Origin of the sequence: Corynebacterium lowii (assembly GCF_001412085.1) — a bacterium.
In the GTDB taxonomy this organism is placed as follows: domain Bacteria; phylum Actinomycetota; class Actinomycetes; order Mycobacteriales; family Mycobacteriaceae; genus Corynebacterium; species Corynebacterium lowii.
This window is the reverse complement of sequence record NZ_LKEV01000002.1, coordinates 1-24,907: the sequence shown is the minus strand read 5'-3', so window position 1 is coordinate 24,907 and position 24,907 is coordinate 1. Positions and strand designations below refer to the sequence as shown.

Below are 24,907 nucleotides of genomic sequence, written 5' to 3'. Positions count from 1 at the left end.
ATGAAAAGCGTGAAAATCGGTGCTGGCATTGTGACCCTGGCCCTGGGATTGACGTTGGCCGCCTGCTCGAATGACGAGGGCGACTCCGGGGCGTCGAGCGCGGCGGCAACGACCTCTGCAGAGGCGTCGAAAGCCTCCCTGCGCCTTGACGACGCCGTGGTGCGTGCCAAGGGGGAGGATAACGATATGACCAGTATCTTTGGAACGCTGGTCAATGACACCGATGAGGATGTCACGGTGGAGTCCTTTACCACCTCCCTGGGCGAGGCCCAGTATCAGCTGCATGAGGTGGTAGATGGGGTGATGCGGGAGAAATCGGGTGGCTATACCATCCCGGCGCACGGCTCTCACGAGCTCAAGCCCGGTGGGGATCACATGATGGTGATGGGCTATGCCAATCCCGTGGCCGCCGGGGATGAGATTACCGTGACCCTCGAACTATCGGATGGCTCTTCGGTGGAGCTCGATCCGATTCCGGTTCGCACCATCGGCGCCGGCGATGAGAACTACGGTGACCTGGATCAAGGAGACCAGGGCGAGCAAGGCCACGGAGAGCACCACCACTAGGAAGGATGAGGCCAGATGACCTCGCTGAGTCGCAGGGGATTCCTCTCCGGCCTGTCCCTTTCTGCGGGCGGTTTCGCCTTGGCGGGCTGCGCGCAGGGGGCTGAGGAAGCCGGGGCGTCGATAGTAGACCCCGCCACCAGCACGGTGGATTTTGATGGTCCGCACCAGGCGGGGATTGCCACCCCGGAGCAGGCGCACCTTAACCTGGTGGCTTTCTCTGTGCAGGAGGGAACAGATAAGCAGGCGTTGAAGCGGCTGCTCCGGCTGTGGACGGAGGACGCCCGCGAGCTGTGTGCCGGGCGCACCCCGCGCGGCAGCCTGGAACCGGAACTGACCTCCCGCCCGGCAAATCTGACCATCACCTGTGGCTTTGGTCCGAGGTTCTTTGATCTTGCGGGCATTGCTTATCGACGCCCCGAGTGGCTGGCCCCTCTTCCGTCCTTCTCGCAGGATCGCCTGGATGAGCGCTGGGGGCAGAGCGATCTGGTGCTGCAAATCTGCGGCGATGATCCCTTCACCGTGGCTCACGCGATGCGCAATATGGTGCGCTCCGGTTCCGATTATGCGGACGTGGCCTGGTTGCAGCAGGGGTTCGTTTCCGCCAATGGGCCCTCGGCGGGCCAGGGGAACAACCGCGGTGAGACCAAGCGCAACCTCTTTGGGCAAAAAGACGGCACGATCAACCCACGCGGTGAGGAAGAATTAGCCGATCAGGTGTGGATTGACGAGGGGGAACCGTGGCAGCGTGGCGGAACCGCGATGGTGGTGCGGCGCATCCAGATGCACATGGACGAGTGGGAGAAATTAGACCGCTCCTCGCGCGAGGTGGTGGTGGGCCGCACTCTTGATAGCGGGGCCCCGCTATCCGGGGGAGAGGAACACACGCCCGCAGACTTTGAGGCCCGCGATGGCTATGGCCTCCCCGCCATTGACCCGAATAGTCACATGGCGCGCGCTACGGCCCCGGCGGATCATCCGGAGCAAAAGATTCTGCGCCGCCCCTATAACTGGGACATCGCCCCGGAACCGGGCGCGGAAGATCGCTCCAATTCCGGGCAGATATTTATTTGCTTCCAGAAGAACCCGATGGTGCAATTCACGCCGATTCAGCAGCGCTTGGATGAGGCCGATCGCCTCAACCAGTGGATCACGCATATTGGCTCGGCTGTGTACTTTATTCCGCCGGGAACAGATGCAGGCCGGGGAGATTTTTGGGGAGCCGAACTGCTCGCCTGACCCCGCTCGGGGTAAGCTGTTCAGCGGTTACTGTCCTGGCTTCTCTGCTACCTGATTGCGCTGCGCCGGTGCTCCGTTGGGCGCGGCGTCGAAAAGCAAACACCGAGCGGGAAAGCCTGGGCGGAGGCATGACAGTAGCGGGGGCGGCCCGGTATGCCGTCTCCCGCATGAGCGCAAGGAGGAGCGCAACAATATGGTGAACCCCGCTGAACACCCCGCCAATAAGCAGGCCCTGCTGGTTCCCGCTGGTACCCCGGTGGGCAAGGCGATGAGGGAACTGGAACTTCCCACCAAGGGCCCGGAGGCGATTGTGTGCGCTCAGGATCCCGAGGGCAACCTCCGGGATCTCTCCCACGCCCCGGAGGTGGATACCGAGTTCCTGCTCGTGCCCGCTGCCTCCCCGGAGGGACGCTCCGTGATCCGCCACTCCGCAGCCCACGTGCTGGCCCAGGCCGTGCAGATAGAGTTCCCCGGCACCAAGCTTGGCATCGGTCCGGCCATTGAGAACGGCTTTTACTATGACTTCGACGCCGCCGAGCCCTTCACCCCGGAGGACCTGCGCACGCTGGAAAAGCGGATGAAGAAGATCATTAAGTCCGGCCAGCGCTTTGAGCGCCGCGTGTGGGAATCCCAGGAAGAGGCCCGCGAGGCCCTGGCCCACGAGCCCTACAAGCTGGAACTCATCGAGGACAAGGGCAACGTGGACCCCGATTCCGATGAGGCCGCCGAGATCGGCGCCGGGGAACTCACGGCCTACGACAACGTGAACCCCCGCAGCGGGGAAGTGGAGTGGTTTGACCTCTGCCGCGGCCCGCACATTCCCACCACCAAGTACATCCCGGCCTTTGCCCTCATGCGCACCTCCGCCGCCTACTGGCGTGGCGACCAAGCCAACGCCGGTTTGCAGCGCATCTACGGCACGGCCTGGGAGTCCAAGGAGGCCCTGGAGGAATACCTCACCATGCTGGAGGAGGCGGAAAAACGCGACCACCGCCGCCTGGGCTCCGAGCTGGACCTGTTCAGCTTCCCCGATGAGATTGGCTCCGGCTTCCCGGTATTCCACCCGGACGGCGGCATCGTGCGCTTTGCGATGGAGGAGCACTCCCGCCAGCGCCACCTGGCCGCGGGTTATTCCTTTGTGAACACCCCGCACGTGACCAAGGGCGATTTGTTCAAGAAGTCCGGGCACCTGGACTGGTACGCCGATGGTATGTTCCCGCCCATGCAGCTCGACGCCGAGCATGACGCTGAGGGCAAGGAAATCAAGCCGGGGCAGGACTACTACGTCAAGCCCATGAACTGCCCTATGCACAACCTCATCTTTGATTCCCGTGGGCGCTCCTACCGCGAACTGCCCCTGCGGCTCTTTGAGTTTGGCACGGTGTATCGCTACGAAAAGTCCGGTGTGGTGCATGGCCTCACCCGCGCCCGTGGTTTTACCCAGGACGATGCGCACATCTACTGCACCGAGGACCAATTGGAGCAGGAACTCACCGATGTATTGGAGTTCATCATCTCCCTGCTGCGCGATTACGGCCTGGACGATTTCTACCTGGAACTCTCCACCAAGGACCCGAATAAGTACGTGGGCGATGATGAGGTATGGGAGCGCGCCACCACGATTTTGCAGGACGTGGCCACCAAGTCCGGCCTGGAACTGGTGCCGGACCCCGCCGGTGCGGCCTTCTACGGCCCGAAGATCTCCGTGCAGGCGCGCGACGCCATCGGACGCACCTGGCAGATGTCCACCGTGCAGCTGGACTTCAACCTGCCGGAGCGCTTTGAGCTGGAATACACCGCCCCGGATGGGAGCAAGAAGCGCCCGATTATGATTCACCGCGCGCTCTTTGGCTCCATTGAGCGATTCTTTGGTGTGCTGCTAGAGCACTACGCCGGTGCCTTCCCGGCCTGGCTGGCTCCCCGTCAGGTGATGGGTATTCCGGTGGCCGATGAGTTCGTACCCCACCTCAACACCGTGGTGCAGGCCCTGCGCGCCAGGGGTATCCGCGCCGAGGTGGATTCCTCCGATGATCGCATGCAAAAGAAGATCCGCAACCACACCACCGGCAAGATTCCCTTCATGCTGCTGGCCGGTGGGCGCGACGTGGAGGCCGGAGCGGTGAGCTTCCGCTTCCTGGACGGTTCCCAGATCAATGGCGTACCCGTGGACGAGGCCGTGAACCTCATTGCCTCCTGGGTGAGCGATCGGATCAACGAACAGCCAAATGAGGCCCGCCTTGCACAGCGCCGCTAAGGGAAATACCGCTACGGAAACCACCGCTACCGACGACGCCGCCACTGGCAACGCTGCCACGGATAACGCCGCTGCGGACACCTCCGCTACGGAAACTTGGCAGGATAGCGGGGCGGGAGAGCCCGATGCCCTGCAAAGGCTGTGGGCTCCCTACCGCATGAACTATGTGGCCTCGCCCCTAGAGGACCCCTTCGTGGAGGCCCCCCGGCGCAGCGATGAGGAATCCCTCATCGTGGCCCGGGGCCAGAGCGTGTATTGCCTGCTCAATCTCTTTCCCTATAACACGGGCCATATGCTGGTGGTTCCCTATCGCAAGGTAGCCGAGCTTGAAGAGCTTAACGGCGAGGAGAGCGCGGAACTCATGGCCTTTGCGCAGCGAGCGGTGCGTACCCTCAAGCGGGTTGCGCGCCCGCAGGGCGTGAACGTGGGGTTCAACTTGGGGCAGGGCTCGGGTGGCTCTGTGCGCGATCACCTCCACATGCACGTGGTGCCGCGGTGGTCGGGAGACGCGAACTTTATGACCGTCCTGGCCGGAACCAAGGTTCTTCCGCAGACGTTGCGAGATACCCGCGCGCTTCTGGCCGAAGGGTGGGCACAGATCGCGGAGGAGGATGCTCATGCTTAGCGTTTATGGCAGGCGCCCGGCGGCGGTCGTCGTTGAGCCGGTGGCCTCCGCTCTGCTCAAAGTGGGGCTTTCCCCCAATGCGATCACGGTGGCGGGGACGGTGCTCACCATCGCCGTGGCCGTCATCCTGATCCCCAGCGGCCACTTGGTGTGGGCGGCGGTGCTTTCGGGTTTCTTCGCCGCCACGGACATGATCGATGGCACGATGGCACGCCTGCGCGGCGGGGGCACCAAGTACGGTGCCACTCTCGACGCCACCTGTGACCGGATCACCGACGGCGCCCTTTTCTCCGCTATCACCTGGTGGCTAGTGTATTCCTACGAGGCCTCGCAGCCCTTGGTGGCGGCGTCCTTGGTGGTGCTGGTGTGCTCCCAGGTGATCTCCTATGTGAAGGCCAGGGGAGAGGCCAGCGGTTTCACGATGGTGGGCGGGCTCATCGAACGCCCGGAGCGGCTTATCATTGGCTTGGTGGGCATTGGCCTGCACGGCATGGGAGTTCCTTATGCCGTGGATGTGGCCGTGTGGATTCTGGCGGTGGGCTCGATATTTACCGTGGTCCAACGCCTGTACATGGCCTCTCGTTCTCCGCTGGCGGGTCAGCTTTCCGCTCCGCCGGCGGGCTCGCAGGAAGCGAGCGCACAGGACACTCAAAAATAACCGCGCAGAACTAACCCGAAGAAAGGGCGGCACATGGATCTCGGCACGGTGGGCTATCTCGCGGGGTGGCGCGTGGTGCGCTACCTCCCCGAAAAATGGGCGCGGTGGCTTTTTGAACGCGGTGCGGATATTGCGTGCGATAACGGCCGGGGCATGGAGCAGCTGCGCCGTAACTTAGCCCGCGTGGTGGGGCAGGAGAACGTTACCAAGGACCTCGTGCGGGCCTCCATGCACTCTTATGCCCGTTATTGGATGGAGGCCTTTAGGCTTCCCTCGCAGGTGGCCGATCCCGCCCTGGTCCCCCATCTGCGTAGCGTCGTGGAGGGGGAGGAATACCTGGTCTCCTCGATGAACAAGGGCAAGGGAGCCGTTTTGGTATTGCCCCATTCGGGCAACTGGGATATGGCCGGGGTATATTGCACGGATATTTTTGGCTCGGTGGTGACAGTGGCCGAAAGGCTGCGCCCGGAGGCCCTTTTTGATGCCTTTGTGGATTATCGCTCTGAGCTGGGGTTCGATATTTTTGCGCTGTCCGGTGATACTCCGCCCTTCCCGCACCTCAAGGAGGCTCTGAATAATGGCAAGGTGGTGTGCCTGCTGGGGGAAAGAGACATTAAGAGCAAGGGCGTGGAAGTAGAGTTTTTTGGAGAAACCACGTCCATGCCGGTGGGCGCGGTGGAACTATGCCGCCAAACGGGGGCGGCCCTGCATGTGGTGCATTGCTGGTTTGAGGGGAAAACCGAATGGGGTTTTTCCATCTCAGAAGAGGTGACGGTGGGGGAGGTGCAGCCCACCGTGCAAGAGGTGGCGTCGATCTTCGAGCGCAATATCAGCGCGCACCCGCAGGATTGGCATATGCTGCAACCACTGTGGCCCCGCGATGTTCTTTTGCGTAAGCAGCGCCGAGCAGAGGGGAAAACCTAAGCACATGCGAATTGGCATCGTATGCCCTTACTCCTTTGACGAACCGGGTGGTGTGCAAGCACATATCCTGGATCTCGCGCGGATACTGAGAAAGCGTGGTCATCACGTGGCGGTGTTGGGGCCTGCGACTCAGGAGGCGGAACTGCCGGAGTATGTGATGCGCGGCGGCGGCTCCATTCCCATTCCCTATAACGGCTCGGTGGCCCGCCTGGCTTTTGGGCCGCAGGTATTCCGCAACGTGCGTGCCTTTGTACAGCGGGGCAACTTCGATGTGCTGCATATCCATGAGCCTAATTCGCCCAGTTATTCTATGGCCGCGATGATGTGTGCCTCCGGCCCGTTGGTGGCCACGTACCACGCCTCGGCCTCGGGATCGCGGTTATTAAAGTGTGCGCTGCCGGTATTGCGCCCGTATTTGGAAAAGATACGCGGCGGTATTGCGGTATCGGAAATGGCTCGGCGCTGGCAGGTGGAGCAATTGGGGGGAGACCCTGTGCTTATTCCCAATGGCGTGGATACGAAGGTGTATCACCAGGCCCGGAAGGATGATCGCACGCCGGGCACAGTGCCAGAGATTGTCTTTTTGGGCCGCATTGATGAACCCCGTAAGGGGCTAGATATTTTGCTGCACGCTCTCCACGGCTTATCTCAGCCGGTCAAGGTCACGGTGATCGGGGGCGGAAAACCGCGCACGGTGCCGGGAGTGGATTTTGTGGGCCGCGTGAGCGATGCAGAAAAGGCGGAGATTTTGGGGCGCGCGGATATTTATGTGGCTCCTAACACCGGGGGAGAAAGTTTTGGCATTGTTTTGGTAGAGGCAATGGCGGCAGGGTGCGCCGTGGTGGCGAGTGATTTGGAGGCCTTTTCTGCGGTGTGCGACGCAGAGGGCGATAATCCCGCTGGCGTGCTGTTTAAGAATGGTTCGGCCGAGGATCTGCGGGAAAAGTTAGAGCTCTTATTGCGCGATTCTGAGCGGCGCGCGGGATTGGTAAACGCGGGATTGAAGCGCGCTCATCGCTATGACTGGTCCACGGTGGCTGACGATGTTTTCGCCGTGTATGAAACGGTGGCGGATGGAAGCGTGGTGGAGGTGCGCTGATGGGGTGGTGGATAGTACTGGCCGTGGTGCTCACGATGGCTGTGGCCTGGGCTTATTTCACGGCCCAGCGGCTTAATCGGCTGCATATCCGCACGGATTCCGCTTTGCAGAACTTGCAGGCCAGCCTGGATCGCCGCGCTAGCTTGGTGGAGGCCCTGATACCGGAGGCCGCCGCGCCAGCCCGGGAGCTTCTGAGCGTGGATTACTCCATGTATTCGCTGGATCGCCGCGCTTTATTAGAGGCGCGCTTAGAAGAATCCTTGGCTAAGGTCGCCTCATCACCCTCGCGTTCGTTGCCCCCACAGGTGGTGGATGCCTCGGCGCGGGTGGGCTTGGCCTGGCGTTTTTATAATGACGCGGTAACGGATACTCGTGCCCTGCGTACTCGCCCCGTCGTGCGGGCGCTGAGGCTGGGGGGAACCGCACCGCTACCGGTGTACTTTGAACTTCCCCATGCACCAGAGGCATAGCGGCGTCGATAAGCACAATAAAGCAGCCCGCAATGTCTCCGAAATGCTCTCGTGGCGGTGATAAAAGCGCTACGGTGTGAAGCAGCTGAAGTAAAAGATGTGAGGAGCACCATATGGAGAGCGTGGAAAAGATCCTTGACCTTGCCCCCCACGGCGCTAATACCTGGAAGGGTATTGCCTCGGGAACGCAGCAAAAGCGCACCTTTGGCGGGCAGGTCGTGGGGCAAAGTCTCGCCGCTGCTATTGCAGCGCTGGGTGAGGATAAGGTGGTGGATTCCCTGCACGGATACTTCGTATCGGGTGGCGATGCCGCCGAGGGGATGACGGTGGAGGTCATCCCGGTGCGTCGGGGGCGTAGTTATAGCAACCTTGCCGTGCGCGCCGCGCAGGGGGAACGCACCCTGTTCGTGGGGAACGTGAACTTTCGACGTCCCGGTGATCCCGGCCCGCAGCACAGCGTCTCCATGCCGGAGGTGCCCTCCCCGGAGGGATTGAGCACCGGGCGCGAATATCTGCCTCCCCAAAGCGATCTTTTGGCCTTTGACGATTGGGATGACTGGAATTTCCGCATGGTGGAAAACCACGGGGAGCAGGGCTATGGGCACCAGCGCCTATGGTTCCGCGCCAGTAGGAGATTGCCGGACGATCCGGCTCTGCACGCCGCCGCGCTGGCGTATATGTCGGATATGACCCTTCTGTATGGGGCGATGGCCCCGCACCGCGATCACCCGGTGCAAATGGCGAGCCTGGATCACGCGCTGTGGTTCCACGAGCCGGTGCGGGTGGATCAGTGGTTGCTCTACGATCAGATTTCCCCCAGTGCCAGCGAGGGGCGTGCGCTGTGTACGGGGCGCATTTATACCCAGGAGGGGCGTCTGGTGGCCTCCGTGGCTCAAGAGGGCCTTACCCGCACGCTCAAGAAACCCTAATGCGGGGTGGGGCGCGCCGGAGGTGCTGCGGCTGCGTATAATTGGGCGAGCTGGAAAACCATACCCGGAGATGCCGTTATCTCTGCCGTGATGCCTCCTCGCCTGCTTTCCAGGCGAGTGGTAGGCCCGCGGTACTGCGGCGAGAAAGGACCCACGAGATGTCAGGACACTCTAAATGGGCAACCACCAAGCACAAGAAGGCCGCTAATGATGCTAAGCGCGGCAAGGAGTTTGCCAAGCTCATCAAGAATATTGAGGTAGCGGCCCGCACGGGCGGTGGCGATCCGGCGGCCAATCCCACGTTGGATGACATGATTAAGAAGGCCAAGAAGGCCTCCGTGCCCAATGACAACATTGAGCGCGCCCGCAAGCGCGGTTCCGGCGAAGAGGCCGGTGGCGCCGATTGGCAGACCATCATGTACGAGGGCTATGGCCCCAACGGCGTAGCCATCCTCATTGAATGTCTCACGGATAACCGCAACCGCGCGGCCACCGAGGTGCGCACTGCCATGACCAAGAACGGCGGCAACATGGCTGATTCCGGCGCGGTCTCCTACATGTTCAACCGCAAGGGCGTGGTTCAGGTGGTCAAGGGAGAACTCAGCGAGGACGACGTGCTCATGGCGGTGCTCGATGCGGGTGCCGAGGAGGTCAATACCGTGGGCGATCTCTTTGAGGTGGTCAGTGCCCCCGAGGACGCCACGGCGGTAAAGAAGGCCCTGGAAGAGGCCGATATTGAGGTGGAGGACGCGGAACAGGATTTCCGCGCCGATCTGGAGGTGCCGCTGGAAGCGGATGACGCCAAAAAGATCTTCCGCCTGGTGGACGCCTTGGAGGAATCCGATGATGTGCAGAACGTGTACACGAATATGAGCCTTTCCCCCGAGGTATTGGCGGCGCTGGAAGCCTAAACGGCGCAGCTGCGGCATAGTCAGGCTCAGCCCGGTGCAGCCCGGTTCGGTCGGAGTAATCCGGCGGAACCGGGATTTTCGTAATTATGTGCTAAAAATGAAGGGCCGAAGGGCTACTGTGCGAAGGAAAGGAGCGGCGTGAACTTAGAGGGATTGCGGGTGATGGGGATTGATCCCGGATTGACCCGTTGCGGCCTCTCCCTGGTGCAGGCCGGCCGCGGGCGCGCCGTGCTCCCCGTTGCCGTGGGGGTGGTGCGCACTCCCACGGGGGCGGAACTCTCCGAGCGCCTACTGCGCCTTTCTCACGCCGTGACGGAATGGATGGATGAATACCACCCGGACGTGGTGGCCATCGAGCGCTTGTTTGAGCGCGGTAACGTCTCCACGGTCATGCACACCGCGCATGCGGTGGGGGTGCTCGTGCTCGCCGCCGCCGAGCGCAATATCCCGGTGCACATGTACACCCCCAGCGAGGTAAAAAAGGCAATATCCGGCAACGGACGTGCCGATAAGCGCCAGATGACCATTATGATTACCCGAATCCTGGGGCTCAGCGAGCCCCCCAAGCCCGCCGACGCCGCCGATGCCCTGGCGCTCGCGGTGTGCCACTGCTGGCGAGCACCCCTACTAGAGCGCACCCGCATATATCAAGGAGGATAACGTTGATTGCTTCTTTGCGAGGCACCGTGCTGAGTGTGGAACTCGGTGGGGCCGTGATCGAATGCGCGGGGGTGGGGTATTTCTTCCACGCCACCCCGGCCACCCTGGGGCTGCTGCGCCGGGGCGAGGAGGCCACGGTGATGACCACCTTGTCGGTCAAGGATGATTCGATGGTGCTCTATGGCTTTGCCGACGCCGCCAGCAAGGAGATGTTCGGAGTGCTCCAAGGCGTATCCGGTTTGGGGCCGCGGCTGGCCCTGGCCGCGGAATCCGTGCTGAATCCCGTGGAGCTTTCCCAAGCCATTACGGCAGGGGATACCAAGCAATTGCAGCGGATTCCCGGCGTGGGTAAGCGCATGGCCGAGCGCATGGTGCTGGAACTCAAGGATAAGGTGAGTCACTTTGCAGGTGAGGCTCCTGTGGTGGAATCAAGTACGGCTATCGACGCCCCCACCACCGCGCACCCGCAGGTGGTAGAGGCGCTCATGGGGCTGGGTTTTCCCGAGAAGCAGGCGCAATCCGCCGTGGAACAGGTACTGGCCGAGCAGCCGGATCTGGATACGGCGCAGGCTCTGCGCGCGGCCCTGGCCGGATTGGGGAGGAAAGGCTAAATGTCCGATATTGAGCGCACCGAGTTCAAGGTGCAATCCCCAGGCCCCTCGCAGGAGGTGAGCCCCCGGTTGAATGCGGGTGAACAGGATATTGAGAAGAACCTGCGCCCGAAGTCCCTGGGGGAGTTCATCGGCCAGCAAAAGGTGCGCGATCAGCTCTCCCTGGTGCTGCAAGGGGCAAAGAATCGCGGCGTGGTGCCCGATCATGTGCTGCTCTCCGGGCCGCCCGGCCTGGGTAAAACCACGATGGCGATGATCGTGGCTCAGGAGTTGGGCACCTCCTTGCGCATGACCTCCGGCCCGGCCTTGGAGCGCGCGGGGGACCTCGCGGCCATGCTTTCCAATCTCATGGAGGGTGACGTGCTCTTCATCGACGAGATTCACCGCATTGCCCGGCCTGCGGAGGAAATGCTGTACATGGCGATGGAGGATTTCCGCATTGACGTGATCGTGGGCAAGGGGCCGGGGGCCACCTCGATTCCTCTGGACCTACCCCCCTTTACTCTGGTGGGAGCCACCACGCGCTCGGGAATGCTCACCGGCCCGCTGCGGGATCGCTTTGGCTTTACCGCGCAGATGGAGTTCTACGATGTGGAGGATCTGACCAAGGTGGTCACCCGTGCCGCCCAGATTCTAGACGTTCCGGTGGATGCCGAGGCAGCCACGGAGATTGCCTCGCGCTCTCGGGGCACGCCGCGCATTGCCAATAGGTTGTTGCGCCGCGTGCGGGATTTCGCAGAAGTGAGCTCCGATGGCCACGTGAACCTGGCGGCAGCGCAGGGGGCCTTGGAGATCTTTGATGTGGATGAGCTCGGCCTTGATCGCCTCGATCGGGCGGTGCTTGGTGCCCTGGTGCGCGGCCACGGCGGTGGCCCAGTGGGGGTTAATACCCTGGCCATTGCGGTGGGGGAGGAATCCGCCACGGTGGAAGAGGTGTGCGAGCCCTATCTGGTGCGCGCGGGTTTGATCGCCCGCACGGGCCGGGGGCGCGTGGCGACGGCGCGGGCGTGGCGGCACTTGGGTCTGGAACCCCCGGAGGGCACCATCGGGGGTTAGTTATAGTGAAGAGCATGGAAATGCTCTTTATCCTTGGCTTACTTTTGGTGTTTCTCATCCCGCAGATCCTCCTGGTGCGCAAGCAGCGCGGGCGCCAGCAAGAGATCTTGGCCACGCAGAAATCTTTGGCAACGGGGGATAGGGTGGTCACCGCCTCCGGCGTGCACGGTACTGTGGTGGCGGTACAGGGGGATCAGGTGGAGCTAGAAATAGCCCCCGGAATGGTCACCACCTGGGAACTCTTGGCGGTGGTGCGCAACCTCAATGCCGAGCAGCCCGCGGCGGCAGGGGAGGACGTCGCAAAGCTAGAGCAGCGGGAGCACCCGGAAAACCAGTAGCCCGCGTGCTCGGTGGCCCGCCTATAACGTACCATGTTGGTTTGGATTCATAGGGCGCGAGCCAATGAGGAGAATACGTAGTGTCAGCACCCAGAGCACGGGCTTCAAAAAAGGCGAGCCGCACGTGGCCGCAGAAAGCGATGGGGGGATTCCTCCTCCTCGTGATGATCGTGTACGCCTTGATCTTCTTTAGCGGTGATCGCCACGCCACTCCCAAGCTGGGGATTGATTTGCAGGGTGGTACTCGGGTGACCCTGGTGCCCCAGGGCGATGACCCCACGCAGGAGCAATTGGCGCAGGCTCGCACGATCATGGAAAACCGCGTGAACGGCATGGGCGTGAGCGGTGCCTCCGTTATCACCGACGGCAACACCCTGGTTATCACCGTGCCCGGAGAGGACACCGCCCAGGCGCGCGCCCTGGGGCAGACCTCCAAGCTGCTCTTCCGCCCCGTGGCACAGGGAGGCGCCCCCGATCTTGCGTCCTACCCCAAGACCGTGGGGGAGATGGCTAACCGCTGGGTGGAGTATGGCGTTATCAGCAAGGAAGATGCCACCTCCGCGATAGAGACGATGGTGGAGAATATCAACACCACCGTGGGCGAGGGACAGGAGAAGCTGACGGCCCCGGAGATCACGGCCACGGCGCTGCCGGAGCCCGAGAACTCCATCGAGGCCACCGAGCGCCGCCAGGAACTCACGGAGGTGCTGCGCTCCGATCGTCAGTCTGAGGACCCCACGGCGCAATTGGCCGCCAGCACCCTGCTCACCTGCGATGGTTCCATCGACCCTCTTCAGGGCACCGATGACCCCGCTAAGCCCCTGGTGACCTGCGATCCCAGCATGCAAACCGGCGTGCCCGGAGCCAATGGCGTGATGCTGCTCGATCCCGCCCCGGTGCTCGAAGGCCAGGCGGGCGAGGACGGCACGCGCCTTTCCGGTGCGCAGATTGATACGAGCAAGCAAATCTTTGGTGGCTATGACTCCCAACAGGGGCAAATGCAGATCAGCTTTGCCTTTGCCACCGGCGGTGGCTCGGAAACCTGGGCCAAGCTCACGGATCAGTACACGGGACAACAAGTGGCTATTACCCTGGATTCCCAGGTGATCTCCGCACCGAATATCCAGGAAGCCACCCCCGTGGGCAGCGCCACCTCCATCACGGGTAACTTCACCCAGGAAGAGGCCCAGACGCTGGCCAATAACCTGCGCTACGGCGCCCTGCCGCTCTCCTTCGCCGGAGAAAACGGCGAATCGGGCGGCACCACGGAGACGATTCCGGCCTCCCTGGGTGAGGCCTCCCTCAAGGCCGGCCTCATCGCGGGTGCGGTGGGCATGGCGGCCATCGTGATCTTCGTGTTCGCGTATTACCGCCTGTACGGCCTCATTTCCCTGTTCACCCTTCTGTGCTCGGGCATCATCGTGTACGGTTCCCTGGTGCTGCTGGGTCGCTGGGTGGATTACTCCCTGGACCTCTCCGGCATCGCGGGCCTCATTATCGGCCTGGGTGCCACGGCGGACTCCTTCGTGGTGATCTACGAGAGGATTAAGGATGAGGTGCGTGAGGGGCATACCTTCCGTTCGGCCACGCACCGCGGCTGGGACCGCGCTAAGCGCACGGTGATTACCGGTAACATGGTCACGCTCATCGGCTCGGTGGTTATTTACTTCCTCGCCGTGGGCGAGGTCAAGGGCTTTGCCTTTACTCTGGGTATGACCACGGTGTTCGACCTGGTGGTGACCTTCCTTATCACCGCCCCGCTGATGCAACTAGCCGCCCGCAAGCCGTTCTGGTCCAAGCCCGCCGTTAACGGCATGGGCAAGGTTTTTGCCCTGGCGCAGGGGCGTCGCGCTGCTGCCTCGGCGGTTTCTGAGGAGGAGAAACGATGAGCACCACTGAGACTGCCAACCAAGCTACGAGCCCCAAGATGAACTTTTTTGATCGCCTCTACACCGGCGAGGGCGGCATTGACTTCATCAGTCGTTCCCGCCTGTGGTACTGGATTACGGCCGCCCTGGTGGTGCTGAGCATCGCGGCGGTGGGCGTGCGCGGCTTCGACATGAGCATTGACTTCGAGGGCGGCACCAAGATGAGCATGCCCGCAGCGGAACTCAACTCTGAGGAGGTGGCGCAGACCTTTGAAGAATCCACGGGAGTAACCCCGGAGCTCACGCAGGTGGTGGGTTCCGGTTCGACCGCCACGCTAGAGATCAACTCCGAGCGTCTGAGCGAGGACCAGATTCAGCAGGCCCGCATGGCTCTCTTTGAGGCCTACCAGCCCAAGGACGCCGCCGGTAAGGCCACCCCGGATGCGGTGGGGGATTCCACCGTCTCGGAATCCTGGGGTTCTACCATCACCAAGCGCATGGTGATGTCCATGATCGTATTCCTGGTGCTGGCCTTCTTCTATATCGCCGTGCGGCTTAAGCGAGAGATGGCTGCGGCGGCCATGATCGCCCTGCTGATCGACGCCGTGGTGATCGCCGGAATCTACGCGCTCTTTGGATTTGAGGTTTCCCCGGCTGCGATCATCGGTTTGCTCACCGTGCTTTCCTTCTCCATCTATGACACGGTGATTGTGTTCGATAAGGTGCGGGAGAATACCGCCGGAATCATGGGATCGCGCACCCAAACCTATGGTGAGGCCGCCAACGCAGCGGTGAACCAGACGGTGATGCGTTCCATCTCCACCTCCGTGATCTCCGCCCTGCCCATCGTGGCCCTCCTGGTGGTGGCCGTGGGCATGCTGGGCGTGGGTGATCTGAAGGATCTTGCGCTTATTCAGCTCATCGGCGTGATCGAGGGCGTATTCTCCTCGATTTTCCTGGCCACCCCGATCCTGGTGAGTATCGCTAACCGCACCAAGGAGGTGCGCCGCCATAACGAGGAGGTGGCGGCCTACCGGGCTGGCAAGGCCGGGGTTCCGGGTGCTTCGGCCGCTTCTGCTGCGGGGGCGTCGGGGGTCGCAGGGGCGTCGGAAAGCGATCAGCGCGAGGAACACGGTACCCGCACGGTGCGCTCCCCGAATCCCTCCGGTGAAGGGGATAGCGGGGGAGTAACCTGGCGCCCGCAGGTCTAACTCTGTTTTGCGGAGGGGCCCTACTATAATCTCCCCTTGAGATGATTACCGCGCCGGTCGCTTTCTCTGAGCGGCCGGCGCATCCTGTCCGGCGATGAGCTCCGCCCTGTAGCGCAGGGTTAGGGCTGGGAAAGCGCGCGGGGAGTCAAGAAAAAGATCGTCGGAGGAAGCGGAGGACGGAGAGATGCGTACATCCAAGCGAGCGGCGACTCAGATACTAGGTGGTATCGCGGCGGCGATGATGACCTGGACGATCGCTGCCTGCGGCGCGGAGACTCAGGATGCCGCCCCGCAGGCCGCTACCACGGATTATCCGGCGTATTTGGTCTCCTCCCCGCTGGCCACCTCGAATGCGGGCAGCACCCTGGGGGCCTCAACGAACGCCCAGGTGCTATCGGGCAGGGTCTATCCGGGGGTGTACACGCCGGGACCCGCGGGGCAGATGATCCCGAATACGGATCTGGCCACCGCCCAGGTGCTTCCGGGGGAGAATCGCCAGGTGGTGTACACGATTTCTGAGGAGGCGAAGTTCTCTGATGGCGTGGAAATTACCTGCACGGACTTTCTGCTCACCTACAAGGCCGGGCAGATGTCCGGGCTCTTTGGCTCGCACCTTCCGTTGATGAAGCAGGTGCAAAACCTGGAATGTACCCCAGGGGCTAAGACCTTCACGGTGGTCTTTGAGAAGAATATGGGTGGGCGCTGGCGCAATCTCTTTGGCCCCGGCGAGGTGCTGCCCGCTCACTCCATCGCGCGCAAGGCGGGCATGTCTCAGCAGCAGCTCACCAATGCCCTGGTGAATAACGATCGCCCGGCCCTGGTAGACCTGGCGCGGGTATGGCACGAGGGCTATAACCTGGATTCCTTTGATTCCGAGCTTCAGGTATCGGCGGGCCCGTACCGCATCGAGAAGGTGGGCGAGCAGGGCGAGGTGGTGCTGGCGCGCAACGAGTCCTATTACGGCGATGCCGCGGGCATTGAACATCTCACGGTGTGGCCGAGCACTGCCGACGCCCAGAAGATCAACGAGAGCGCACACATTCGGGTAGCGGATGTGAGCAATGGCAATAAGCAGTGGGTGGAGGAGCAGGAGCAGAATCACCCCTACGACGTGTATTCCCAGCCGGGGGCGCTCACGGATACGCTGGCGCTGGGTGATGATGGGGTTTTTGCTTCCCAGGAGGCACGCGGGCAATTTGCGGCCTGCGTGGACCAGGCTGCCGTGGCGCAGGCTTCTTCTGCGGCCAGCGGGGTGGAGGTTCCTCCCACGGCCACGTACATGGTGGGAGCCACCGACCCGCTGCGCAATCAGTTGGCCGATATTGCCGATCCCCACCTGGGCGTGGACGTGACTATCGCGGAGGCTTTGCGCGGTAGCACGGTGCGCATCGGATACATGGGGCCGGATCAGCGCAAGGCGGACATGGTGGAGGCCATTCGACGATCCTGCGAGCCCGCAGGAATCACGGTGGTGGACGTTTCCGCCGAGGGCGGAGACATGGATTCCTTGGTGGGCACGGCGGCACCGGGAACGGAGAAGATGGATGCGGTGCTACGCGCCGTGGACCCGGTGGCGGAGTACGGGGAAATGGAATTGGAAAACACGGAAATACCGGCCCTGCGCAATGCGGAGCGGCAATTGTGGGAGGAGATTCCGGCCATTCCGCTGGCGGCGCAGCCCCGCACTTTTGCGGTCGATCCCGCGGTGGATAATGTGAACGTGTACACAGGACTCACCGGCATTGGCTGGAACCTGGATCGCTGGCAGATAAACGAGGAATAAAACACGGTGGGAACAACGCAATTTCCGCAGGCCACGGCGGCGCTAGAGCGCACCATCCGCTACGTCAAGGATTTTCCCGAGCTCGGAGTGATCTTCCAAGACCTCACCCCGGCGTTGGCCGATGCGGAGGCGTTTAGGGAGATCATCAAGGCCCTGGCCCAGGCTGCCCGAGATTGCGGCGCGGAACTCATCGGAGGCCTGGACGCGCGTGGCTTTCTGCTGGGCTCGGCCGTGGCCTATGAGCTGGGCCTGGGCGTGGTGGCGATCCGAAAGAAAGGAAAGCTGCCCCCTCCAGTGATCCGCGAGGAGTATTCCTTGGAATACGGCACGGCTTGCCTGGAGATTCCCGCCGAGGGAATGGACCTTGCCGGGCGCAAGATCGTGCTTATCGACGACGTCCTGGCCACCGGAGGCACCCTCGTGGCGGCGGGTTCCCTCCTGCGTCGCTCGGGTGCCGAGGTCGTCGGGCACGCCGTGGTATTAGAGGTGCCCGGCCTCGGCGGCCGGGAGAAGCTGGGTACAAGCCCCCTCGTTGTTGTCCATCCCTAGCGAATAAGGCGGCTTTTATGACCCAGGATCGCCCCGATAAACCCCGTACCACGGTGGGAGTGCGCGGTATGTCCGCGCGTCTGGCACGCAGCCTCACTGGTAACCGCACCAAGGTCAATCCGGTGCTGGACCCGCTGCTGAGTATCCACCGGCAATTCCACCCCAAAGCCGATGGGGAATTGCTAGATCGCGCCTATGCCACGGCGGAGCGCCTGCACGAGGGGGTGTATCGGAAATCCGGGGAGCCGTACATCACGCACCCGCTGGCCGTGGCCACCATCGCCGCGGAGATTGGCATGGATACCACCACGCTGGTGGCGGCCCTGCTCCACGATACGGTGGAGGATACCGAATACAGCCTGGAGGATCTCACCGGAGACTTCGGTGAGGAGGTTGCCCGCCTGGTAGATGGGGTGACCAAACTGGATAAGGTGGCCCTGGGCGCTGCGGCGGAGGCCGAGACCATCCGCAAGATGATCGTGGCGATGGCCCAGGACCCCCGCGTGTTGGTGATTAAGGTGGCCGACCGCCTGCACAACATGCGCACCATGCGCTTTTTGCCCCCGGAGAAGCAGGCCAAGAAGGCCCGGCAAACCCTCGACGTGATCGCCCCCTTGGCGCACCGCCTGGGAATGGCGAGCGTGAAGTGGGAGCTGGAAGATCTTTCCTTCGCCATTTTGTACCCCAAGAAGTACGACGAGATCGTGCGCCTGGTGGCGGACCGCGCCCCGCAGCGCGACCGCGCCCTGGCGGAGATCAAGGAGCAGCTAGAGAGCGCGCTGCGGGAGAATAACATCGAGGCCGAGGTCATGGGGCGGCCAAAGCATTACTGGTCCATTTACCAGAAGATGATCGTGCGCGGCCATAGCTTTGATGAGATCTTCGATCTGGTGGGGGTGCGCGTGCTGGTGGATAACGTGCATAACTGTTACGCCTCCATCGGCGTGGTACACGCGCTCTTTTCCGCCATGCCGGGGCGGTTTAAGGATTATATTTCCGCCCCGCGCTTTGGGGTGTATCAATCCCTGCACACCACGGTGATGACGAACTCCGGGCGCCCCCTGGAAGTACAGGTGCGCACCCATGAGATGCACTACAACGCGGAGTTCGGTATTGCTGCGCACTGGCGCTATAAGGAGACCAAGGGCTCCCACAAGGGCGACCAGGCCGAGGTGGATCAGATGGCCTGGATGCGTCAATTGCTGGATTGGCAGAAGGAGGCGGCGGACCCCAACGAGTTCTTGGACTCGCTGCGCTATGACCTCACCGCCAAGCAGATCTTTGCCTTTACCCCCAAGGGCGATGTGGTGAATCTGCCGGTGGATTCCACTCCCATTGACTTCGCCTATGCCGTGCACACGGAGGTGGGGCACCGCTGCATCGGAGCCAAGATCAATGGCAAGTTGGTGGCGCTGGAAACCAAACTCAATTCCGGCGATCGCGTGGAGATTTTTACCTCCAAGGATGAAAATGCCGGACCCTCGCGGGATTGGCAGGACTTTGTGGTCTCTGGCCGGGCCAAGGCCAAGATCCGCCAGTGGTTTAGCAAGGAGCGCCGCGAGGAGCACCTAGAGGCCGGGCGCGATGCCCTGGCCGCCGAGGTACAGCGCGGGGGGCTGCCTCTGCACCGGCTCTTTACCGCGCAGTCGATGAAAACGGTGGCCGCGGAGCTGCACTACCCAGACGTGGACGCCCTTTATACCGCGATTGGCGCGGGAAATATCTCGGCGCAGCAGGTGGCCCACCGCCTCATGGCGGTCTTTGGGGATCAGGAGGCCGCCGAGGACGAGCTGGTCAGCCGCACCCCGTTTACCGAGATCATCAATTCCAAGGCCACCACCACGGCGGATAACTCGGGAATCCTGGTGGAGGGCAGCCCGGACGTGATGGCAAAGTTGGCCAAGTGCTGCCAGCCGGTGCCCGGCGATGAGATCTTTGGTTTTGTCACCCGCGGCGGCGGGGTATCGGTGCACCGCACCGATTGCACCAATGCGGAGAAGCTGCGGGCGGAAACCCAAAGGCTCATCACGGTGGCCTGGGCGGGGGAGCAGAAGGGTTCGGTATTTAGCGCCACCCTTCAGGTGGAGGCCCTGGACCGCGAAGGCCTGTTGATGGACCTCACCCGCTCTATTACGGAGCAAAAGCTCTCCGTGGTGGCCATGAACTCGCACGCCTCGGACGATCACATCGCCACCATTCGCTTTACCTTTGCCGTTTCAGATACCAAGCAACTAGGGGCATTGGTGACCACCCTGCGCAATACAGAGGGCGTCTTTGACGTTTATCGGGTGACTAATTAGGCATAAAAATAACCGCCCTGAATCCCCAGGGCGGTTATTTTTATTTATTTAGGAGACGGTGGCGGTTTGAATCCGCACTTCCTCGGCTGGGGCGCCGTCGAGAGCGCCGCCCTCGATGCCCTTCTCCGCGATCTTATCCAGGGTCTCTAGGCCCTGCTCATTGATCTGACCGAAGTAGGTGTACGTGGGAGCAAGGGTGGAATCCTGGTAGTTCAGGAAGAACTGGGAACCGCCGGTGTTGGGGGTACCCGTATTACCCATTGCGATGGAGCCACGCGGGTAGATCACCTGGGTATCCTCCCCCTCGGGAGAATCGGTGGGGTACTCATCGGGCAGGGTGAAGCCGGGACCACCGGAGCCGTTGCCGGAGGGATCGCCGCACTGGAGCACGTTGAGGGCACCGCCGCCGGTCATGCGGTGGCAGACCGTATCGTCATAGAACTTTTCCTTGGCCAGGTGCGCAATGGCATTGACGGTGCAGGGGGAGACGGAGCGGTCCAGCTCCATGCCGATGGCGCCCTGGTTGGTGTTGAGCGTCACGGTGGTGGTGCCGGTGGCGGGCACGTCCTTGGTCTGCGGCTTGCTCACGGCCTTGGCGGCCTCGCCATTATCGGGGTATTCGCAGGTGACGGTGTTATCCAGCGGGGTTTCGCGGGACATGGCGAGTACCTCGGGGGTGGGCAGCTCATTGCTATCCTCAGCGACGGTATCGGCACCATCGCGGGTGGCGGCATAAACGATGCCGCCCACGAGGATGAGAATGGCGGCCGCAGCCATAAACACCACGAGCAGTGGCTTGGTTTTCTCGGCGCGATCGCGGCCGCGCAGGGCGCGATCGAGTTCTTGAAGGGCCTCCTGGCCTCGCTGTTCGTTATTCATCCCGGTGAGTTACCTCAGCTTCATTAATCGGCGGTACGGGGTTAACGGTCATATTGTAGCGTTGGGGCATGAAGATCCTCACGCTCACCTGCGGCCCGCTGGGCACAAACTGCTATGTGGCCTTGGGCACCACCGAGGCCACCATCATCGACCCCGGCATGGGAGCCGCGCCGCTGGTGCGCCAAGAGATAGAAAAGGCAGGGCTCACGGTGAGTTCCATCGTGCTCACCCACGGCCACATCGACCACATCCGCGACGCCGGGGAACTCTCGCGAGACTTCGGCGTGCCGGTGCATATCCACCCCGCCGATGAACACATGCTCGACGGCGGGCCGCTGCTGCGGGAGCTTTTCGACGTCCCGTCGATGGTGCGCGCACGGGACGTCGAAAAGCTAGAAGATAAGGTGCGCATTGCCGGAGAGGATTACCGAGTGCTGCCTGCACCGGGGCATTCGCCCGGCAGCGTGCTGCTGGTGGGCCAGGAGGTGTGTTGGAGCGGTGACGTGCTCTTTCGCGGCGGAATAGGGCGCACCGACCTGCCCGGCTCCGACCCCGAGGCGATGCTGGCCACGCTGCGCGGGCCAGTGGCGAGCCTGGATGCAGGGCTGCGGGTGCTGCCGGGGCACGGCCCGGAAACCACCGTGGAACAGGAGAAGGCCACCAACCCCTTTCTGCGCGCGGCCGGAGGCTAAAGTATGGGGGGTGAGCGAAAAGAAGAAGTATCAGGCCCATAAAGCGCCCAAGGGAGTTCCCGATTATGTGCCCCCGGCCTCGGCGGGATTCGTGCGGGTGCGCGATACCTTTGTACAGCAGGCCCGCAACGCCGGCTTTGAGCACATTGAACTGCCCGTCTTTGAGGAGACGGAACTTTTTGCCCGTGGTGTAGGCGAATCCACCGACGTGGTGACCAAAGAGATGTACACCTTTGAGGATCGCGGTGGCCGCTCGGTAAGCCTGCGCCCCGAGGGCACCGCGGGCGTGATGCGCGCGGTGATCGAACACCACCTTGATCGCGGACAACTGCCGGCCAAGCTCTACTACTCCGGTCCTTTCTTCCGCTACGAGCGCCCCCAAGCCGGGCGCTACCGCCAATTGCAGCAGGTGGGCGTGGAGGCCATCGGCGTGGATGACCCGGACCTCGACGCCGAGGTGATCGCCCTAGCCGATCGCAGCTACCGCGCCCTGGGGCTCAGCGGCTTCCGCCTGGAATTGACCAGCCTGGGCGATAGCACCTGTCGCCCGCAATACCGCGAGAAGCTGCAAAACTTCCTCTTCAACCTGCCTCTCGACGAGGAAACCCGCCGCCGCGCGGAGATCAACCCCCTGCGCGTGCTCGACGACAAGCGCCCCGAGGTGCGCGAGATGGTAGCCGAGGCCCCGCTGATGCTCGACCACCTTTCCGCCGAGAGCCGCGAGCACTTTGAGACCGTGACCGGGCTGCTCGACGACATGGGCGTGCAGTACCAGATAAACCCGCGCCTGGTGCGCGGCCTGGACTACTACACCAAGACCTGCTTTGAGTTCGTGCACGACGGCCTCGGCGCGCAATCCGGCATCGGCGGCGGAGGGCGTTACGACGGCCTCCTGGCCCAGCTCGGCGGCCAAGACCTCTCCGGCATCGGCTACGGTTTGGGCGTGGACCGCACCGTGCTGGCCTTGGAAGCCGAGGGCATCGACCTGAGTGCACCGCGCGTGGAGGTGTATGGCGTGGCCCTGGGAGGTGAGGCCAAGCGCGTGATGGCGCGGCTCATCAACGACCTGCGCGCCGCCGGGGTGCCCGCCGATATGGCCTATGGGGACCGCGGACTCAAAGGCGCGATGAAGGGGGCCGACCGCGCCGGTGCGCGCATTGCTTTGGTACTGGGTGACCAGGAATTAGAGGCCGGAACCGTGGCGGTGAAGAACCTTGCCGAGCATAGCCAGCGTGAGGTGGCTCTCGACGCCGTGGTGGCGGAGGTGACGGGGGAGAAGTAAGGGGGCCGCCGATAAAGGCGGAAGGGGAAAAGGCAGCGCCTGGGGTGGGCGCTGCCTCTTTTTGTGGAAGGTGGGGGTGGTGTAGGTGGTATTGGGGCGTGGGGCTCGGACTGTGAAATTAATTGGGCGAAAATGGTGCGTGGGTGTTTCTGGGGGAGTAGGGTAGCTTTTTATTAGTTTATCCTAATGGGGAATGATCCTTTGGAGTGAGCCTGTGGCTGCGTATCGTAAAAATAATAGCAAAGATGTTGTTATTGATTATGTTGTGATAATACTATTATGCATTGCCATTACGGCTGCCGTTATATATGCCAGCGCTATACTTGATGACCCTATTTACCTCTTAGGGTTGATGCCTGTGGGGTTTTCTATTATTCTAGTATCCTTAGCCTCATTAGCTTTTCCTAGAGTATTGGGATGGATTAATGGACGGATTATTGATTTTAAACCTGGAGAGAGATTCGAGGCAAAAAGCTATTTCGTGCGGTATTTTGTTGCCGCGTTGTATCTTTTAGTGCTAAGTGATATTTCGACATTGTATGGATTATTTATCGAAGATGAGATTGGTGGGCTCGTCTGGTATTCTATTATGGACTGTATTTTTCTTGCTTGTATTACCTGGTTGCTTCTCTGGGGCGGTAATCTTGGCGTCACTGGCATTGTCATTGAAAAGAATTTCTTGCAGGCAACGGGCAGGGGCAGGAGTAGTTTAATTCCGGGAACTGCTACGTTTACCGAGCGGCGTCGATCTATTTTTATCCGGTACATTACCGTTCGCGGAGAATGGAATATTGAGAAGGTTGATTTCCAGGGTTCGCGTAGCTTTTCCCGTAAGCAAACTTATATAAATATTGATCCGGCAATTTATGGAACTGTTGGCCGGAAAGAGATTATTAAGATTTTAGAGAACAGTAGCTTGTTGGATGAGAAAGGTAGGAACTGACAATGTCTATTCCGTGTTTGGCATGACTAAAATCGTTCAACAGTCTAGAAAGATATAATGTTGAAAAGGATAATAATTAAAGTTTTACCTGGTTAGATTTTGCTGTTTGTAGCTTCTCTGGCTTGGTTCTCTATACGATGATCTACTCCTATGCAAACGGAGAGTGGTATATATTTACTATGTCTACTAGTTTTTTCCTAATGTGCATACTGGGGTTCTATATGATTCTTGCTCTTTACTGGAATAGGAGGTTTGGTGGATTGATAGCAAGGGTTATCCCTGATGATGTTTTTACAGTCAGGACTTATCAAGTGCGTATTGGAATTATTCTCACTTTTCTATCGTTCGTGTCTGGATTAGCAATTTTATTCGGATTCGGTTTTCCTGGTGGTGGAAGTAGGGCCTTAATAGGCTCAGCTGGTAGTCTGATCTTGTTTATTTATTAAGGTTGCCATCTTATGTCCTGATCGATGTGCTGGCCGTGTGTATATATGGAATAACTGTATTATCGTTGATCTTCGAAAAAAGTTTTCTATAGTGCCAGAGATCATGGAGACTATTTATGATGAAAGTCGCACTACAGTACCCGGTTTTCTTATTAAGGGAGAGTGGAATATAGAGGAGGGGAGAATGTTGTCTAGAAGTAAATTTCTATAGAAAAAGTGGGGATATTTACATGAACTCTGCTTTTTGGGTAGCGCTGACCTGGATCAAGTTAAGGCCCTCTTGAGAAGTAACATATCAGGTGTACGATACATTGCAAATAGTTCTTTGCAATGCTTGAATGTAGGGGGTAGTGTCGATTGATTTGTTTTATATTTACCGATCTTTAGTGTGATATTTTGTAGTTGCAAGAAGGGATAGTGGGTAGGAATGGTTCTGGCGGGATTTGGGTGAATGGTATGAATATAATATTGAGGATCTTCTATTCTGCGTATAGAGTTTTTATGTTCCTTGTTCTTTTTGTTCTTCCTATCTATGCGATTATCATTGGGTGGCATGAGGAAAATTATGTAATGGGACACTTAATTCCCATTGGGGTCATCCCTCTGGTGATTATTT

The 24,907-nt window shown here is 60.9% G+C and carries 23 protein-coding genes; 22 read left to right on the top strand and 1 reads right to left on the bottom strand.

What is annotated here, in order from left to right; genetic code table 11:
* The 19 genes from Clow_RS03425 to Clow_RS03335 all read left to right on the top strand — a co-directional run bounded on the left by Clow_RS03425 (position 1) and on the right by Clow_RS03335 (position 20,049).
* Positions 1 to 567 (top strand): copper chaperone PCu(A)C, encoded by a 567-nt coding sequence (locus tag Clow_RS03425; protein ID WP_055176422.1) that lies wholly within the window; start codon positions 1 to 3, stop codon positions 565 to 567.
* 15 nt (positions 568 to 582) lie between these two features.
* Entirely contained in the window at positions 583 to 1,803 is a 1,221-nt protein-coding gene (locus tag Clow_RS03420) for a Dyp-type peroxidase (RefSeq protein WP_055176419.1), read from the top strand.
* Positions 1,804 to 1,996: 193 nt separating this feature from the next.
* Positions 1,997 to 4,057 carry a threonine--tRNA ligase gene (gene thrS, locus Clow_RS03415; protein WP_055176417.1) on the top strand — a complete coding sequence of 687 codons (2,061 nt, stop codon included), beginning with the start codon at positions 1,997 to 1,999 and terminating at the stop codon, positions 4,055 to 4,057.
* Positions 4,029 to 4,682 (top strand): HIT family protein, encoded by a 654-nt coding sequence (locus tag Clow_RS03410; protein ID WP_082418511.1) that lies wholly within the window; start codon positions 4,029 to 4,031, stop codon positions 4,680 to 4,682. Before thrS ends, Clow_RS03410 begins: the two co-directional genes overlap by 29 nt.
* A complete protein-coding gene (gene pgsA, locus Clow_RS03405) occupies positions 4,675 to 5,340 on the top strand; it encodes a phosphatidylinositol phosphate synthase (protein ID WP_055176413.1) in 666 nt (221 codons plus the stop codon). The genes Clow_RS03410 and pgsA overlap by 8 nt, the downstream gene beginning before the upstream one ends.
* A 33-nt stretch (positions 5,341 to 5,373) precedes the next feature.
* A complete protein-coding gene (locus tag Clow_RS03400; protein ID WP_055176410.1) occupies positions 5,374 to 6,264 on the top strand; it encodes a phosphatidylinositol mannoside acyltransferase in 891 nt (296 codons plus the stop codon).
* 4 nt (positions 6,265 to 6,268) lie between these two features.
* Positions 6,269 to 7,363 (top strand): glycosyltransferase family 4 protein, encoded by a 1,095-nt coding sequence (locus tag Clow_RS03395; RefSeq protein WP_055176407.1) that lies wholly within the window; start codon positions 6,269 to 6,271, stop codon positions 7,361 to 7,363.
* The gene (locus Clow_RS03390) at positions 7,363 to 7,833 is read left to right on the top strand and encodes a hypothetical protein (protein ID WP_055176404.1); all 471 of its coding nucleotides are present in this window, start codon (positions 7,363 to 7,365) and stop codon (positions 7,831 to 7,833) included. The genes Clow_RS03395 and Clow_RS03390 overlap by 1 nt, the downstream gene beginning before the upstream one ends.
* Positions 7,834 to 7,946: 113 nt before the next feature.
* A complete protein-coding gene (locus Clow_RS03385) occupies positions 7,947 to 8,762 on the top strand; it encodes an acyl-CoA thioesterase (protein WP_055176399.1) in 816 nt (271 codons plus the stop codon).
* A 158-nt stretch (positions 8,763 to 8,920) separates the two neighbouring features.
* On the top strand, positions 8,921 to 9,673 hold the full coding sequence (locus Clow_RS03380; protein WP_055176396.1) for a YebC/PmpR family DNA-binding transcriptional regulator: 753 nt from the start codon (positions 8,921 to 8,923) through the stop codon (positions 9,671 to 9,673).
* Between the two features lie 138 nt (positions 9,674 to 9,811).
* Positions 9,812 to 10,333: a crossover junction endodeoxyribonuclease RuvC gene (ruvC, locus tag Clow_RS03375; RefSeq protein ID WP_055176393.1), complete on the top strand. Its 522-nt coding sequence runs from the start codon at positions 9,812 to 9,814 to the stop codon at positions 10,331 to 10,333.
* A gap of 2 nt (positions 10,334 to 10,335) precedes the next feature.
* Positions 10,336 to 10,944 (top strand): Holliday junction branch migration protein RuvA, encoded by a 609-nt coding sequence (gene ruvA, locus Clow_RS03370; RefSeq protein WP_055176391.1) that lies wholly within the window; start codon positions 10,336 to 10,338, stop codon positions 10,942 to 10,944.
* A complete protein-coding gene (gene ruvB / locus Clow_RS03365; protein ID WP_055176388.1) occupies positions 10,945 to 12,000 on the top strand; it encodes a Holliday junction branch migration DNA helicase RuvB in 1,056 nt (351 codons plus the stop codon).
* A 14-nt stretch (positions 12,001 to 12,014) separates the two neighbouring features.
* Positions 12,015 to 12,338, top strand: coding sequence for a preprotein translocase subunit YajC (yajC, locus tag Clow_RS03360; protein WP_055176385.1), 324 nt, complete (start codon positions 12,015 to 12,017; stop codon positions 12,336 to 12,338).
* Between the two features lie 140 nt (positions 12,339 to 12,478).
* Positions 12,479 to 14,227, top strand: a complete 1,749-nt coding sequence (secD, locus tag Clow_RS03355; protein ID WP_055176382.1) for a protein translocase subunit SecD — start codon at positions 12,479 to 12,481, stop codon at positions 14,225 to 14,227.
* On the top strand, positions 14,224 to 15,417 hold the full coding sequence (gene secF / locus Clow_RS03350; RefSeq protein WP_055176379.1) for a protein translocase subunit SecF: 1,194 nt from the start codon (positions 14,224 to 14,226) through the stop codon (positions 15,415 to 15,417). The genes secD and secF overlap by 4 nt, the downstream gene beginning before the upstream one ends.
* 184 nt (positions 15,418 to 15,601) lie before the next feature.
* The gene (locus Clow_RS03345; RefSeq protein ID WP_055176376.1) at positions 15,602 to 17,200 is read left to right on the top strand and encodes an ABC transporter substrate-binding protein; all 1,599 of its coding nucleotides are present in this window, start codon (positions 15,602 to 15,604) and stop codon (positions 17,198 to 17,200) included.
* A gap of 6 nt (positions 17,201 to 17,206) precedes the next feature.
* Positions 17,207 to 17,749: an adenine phosphoribosyltransferase gene (locus tag Clow_RS03340; protein WP_055176372.1), complete on the top strand. Its 543-nt coding sequence runs from the start codon at positions 17,207 to 17,209 to the stop codon at positions 17,747 to 17,749.
* Positions 17,750 to 17,766: 17 nt separating this feature from the next.
* Complete coding sequence (locus Clow_RS03335) at positions 17,767 to 20,049, top strand: RelA/SpoT family protein (RefSeq protein WP_055176368.1); 2,283 nt, start codon at positions 17,767 to 17,769, stop codon at positions 20,047 to 20,049.
* A gap of 48 nt (positions 20,050 to 20,097) precedes the next feature.
* Here the strand turns inward: Clow_RS03335 and Clow_RS03330 are convergent, their stop codons facing one another.
* Entirely contained in the window at positions 20,098 to 20,928 is an 831-nt protein-coding gene (locus Clow_RS03330) for a peptidylprolyl isomerase (RefSeq protein ID WP_055176362.1), read from the bottom strand.
* A 68-nt stretch (positions 20,929 to 20,996) separates the two neighbouring features.
* Between Clow_RS03330 and Clow_RS03325 the strand changes: the two genes are divergently transcribed.
* The 3 genes from Clow_RS03325 (at position 20,997) to Clow_RS11670 (ending at position 23,845) form a co-directional block, all read left to right on the top strand.
* Positions 20,997 to 21,620 carry an MBL fold metallo-hydrolase gene (locus Clow_RS03325; RefSeq protein ID WP_055176359.1) on the top strand — a complete coding sequence of 208 codons (624 nt, stop codon included), beginning with the start codon at positions 20,997 to 20,999 and terminating at the stop codon, positions 21,618 to 21,620.
* Between the two features lie 10 nt (positions 21,621 to 21,630).
* Positions 21,631 to 22,902 (top strand): histidine--tRNA ligase, encoded by a 1,272-nt coding sequence (hisS, locus tag Clow_RS03320; protein WP_055176356.1) that lies wholly within the window; start codon positions 21,631 to 21,633, stop codon positions 22,900 to 22,902.
* Between the two features lie 193 nt (positions 22,903 to 23,095).
* Positions 23,096 to 23,845 (top strand): hypothetical protein, encoded by a 750-nt coding sequence (locus tag Clow_RS11670; RefSeq protein ID WP_156334598.1) that lies wholly within the window; start codon positions 23,096 to 23,098, stop codon positions 23,843 to 23,845.
* Positions 23,846 to 24,907: the final 1,062 nt, after the last annotated feature.

Bases quoted from the DNA above. Each gene is read 5' to 3' on its own strand.
- Clow_RS11670 (WP_156334598.1), top strand. From the start codon at position 23,096: ATGATCCTTTGGAGTGAGCCTGTGGCTGCGTATCGTAAAAATAATAGC.
- secD (WP_055176382.1), top strand. From the start codon at position 12,479: ATGGGGGGATTCCTCCTCCTCGTGATGATCGTGTACGCCTTGATCTTC.
- Clow_RS03380 (WP_055176396.1), top strand. From the start codon at position 8,921: ATGTCAGGACACTCTAAATGGGCAACCACCAAGCACAAGAAGGCCGCT.
- pgsA (WP_055176413.1), top strand. From the start codon at position 4,675: ATGCTTAGCGTTTATGGCAGGCGCCCGGCGGCGGTCGTCGTTGAGCCG.
- Clow_RS03420 (WP_055176419.1), top strand. From the start codon at position 583: ATGACCTCGCTGAGTCGCAGGGGATTCCTCTCCGGCCTGTCCCTTTCT.
- Clow_RS03390 (WP_055176404.1), top strand. From the start codon at position 7,363: ATGGGGTGGTGGATAGTACTGGCCGTGGTGCTCACGATGGCTGTGGCC.
- thrS (WP_055176417.1), top strand. From the start codon at position 1,997: ATGGTGAACCCCGCTGAACACCCCGCCAATAAGCAGGCCCTGCTGGTT.
- Clow_RS03410 (WP_082418511.1), top strand. From the start codon at position 4,029: ATGAGGCCCGCCTTGCACAGCGCCGCTAAGGGAAATACCGCTACGGAA.
- ruvB (WP_055176388.1), top strand. From the start codon at position 10,945: ATGTCCGATATTGAGCGCACCGAGTTCAAGGTGCAATCCCCAGGCCCC.
- yajC (WP_055176385.1), top strand. From the start codon at position 12,015: ATGGAAATGCTCTTTATCCTTGGCTTACTTTTGGTGTTTCTCATCCCG.
- Clow_RS03335 (WP_055176368.1), top strand. From the start codon at position 17,767: ATGACCCAGGATCGCCCCGATAAACCCCGTACCACGGTGGGAGTGCGC.
- Clow_RS03325 (WP_055176359.1), top strand. From the start codon at position 20,997: ATGAAGATCCTCACGCTCACCTGCGGCCCGCTGGGCACAAACTGCTAT.
- Clow_RS03330 (WP_055176362.1), bottom strand. From the start codon at position 20,928: ATGAATAACGAACAGCGAGGCCAGGAGGCCCTTCAAGAACTCGATCGC.
- Clow_RS03400 (WP_055176410.1), top strand. From the start codon at position 5,374: ATGGATCTCGGCACGGTGGGCTATCTCGCGGGGTGGCGCGTGGTGCGC.
- Clow_RS03385 (WP_055176399.1), top strand. From the start codon at position 7,947: ATGGAGAGCGTGGAAAAGATCCTTGACCTTGCCCCCCACGGCGCTAAT.
- Clow_RS03395 (WP_055176407.1), top strand. From the start codon at position 6,269: ATGCGAATTGGCATCGTATGCCCTTACTCCTTTGACGAACCGGGTGGT.
- Clow_RS03425 (WP_055176422.1), top strand. From the start codon at position 1: ATGAAAAGCGTGAAAATCGGTGCTGGCATTGTGACCCTGGCCCTGGGA.
- secF (WP_055176379.1), top strand. From the start codon at position 14,224: ATGAGCACCACTGAGACTGCCAACCAAGCTACGAGCCCCAAGATGAAC.
- Clow_RS03345 (WP_055176376.1), top strand. From the start codon at position 15,602: ATGCGTACATCCAAGCGAGCGGCGACTCAGATACTAGGTGGTATCGCG.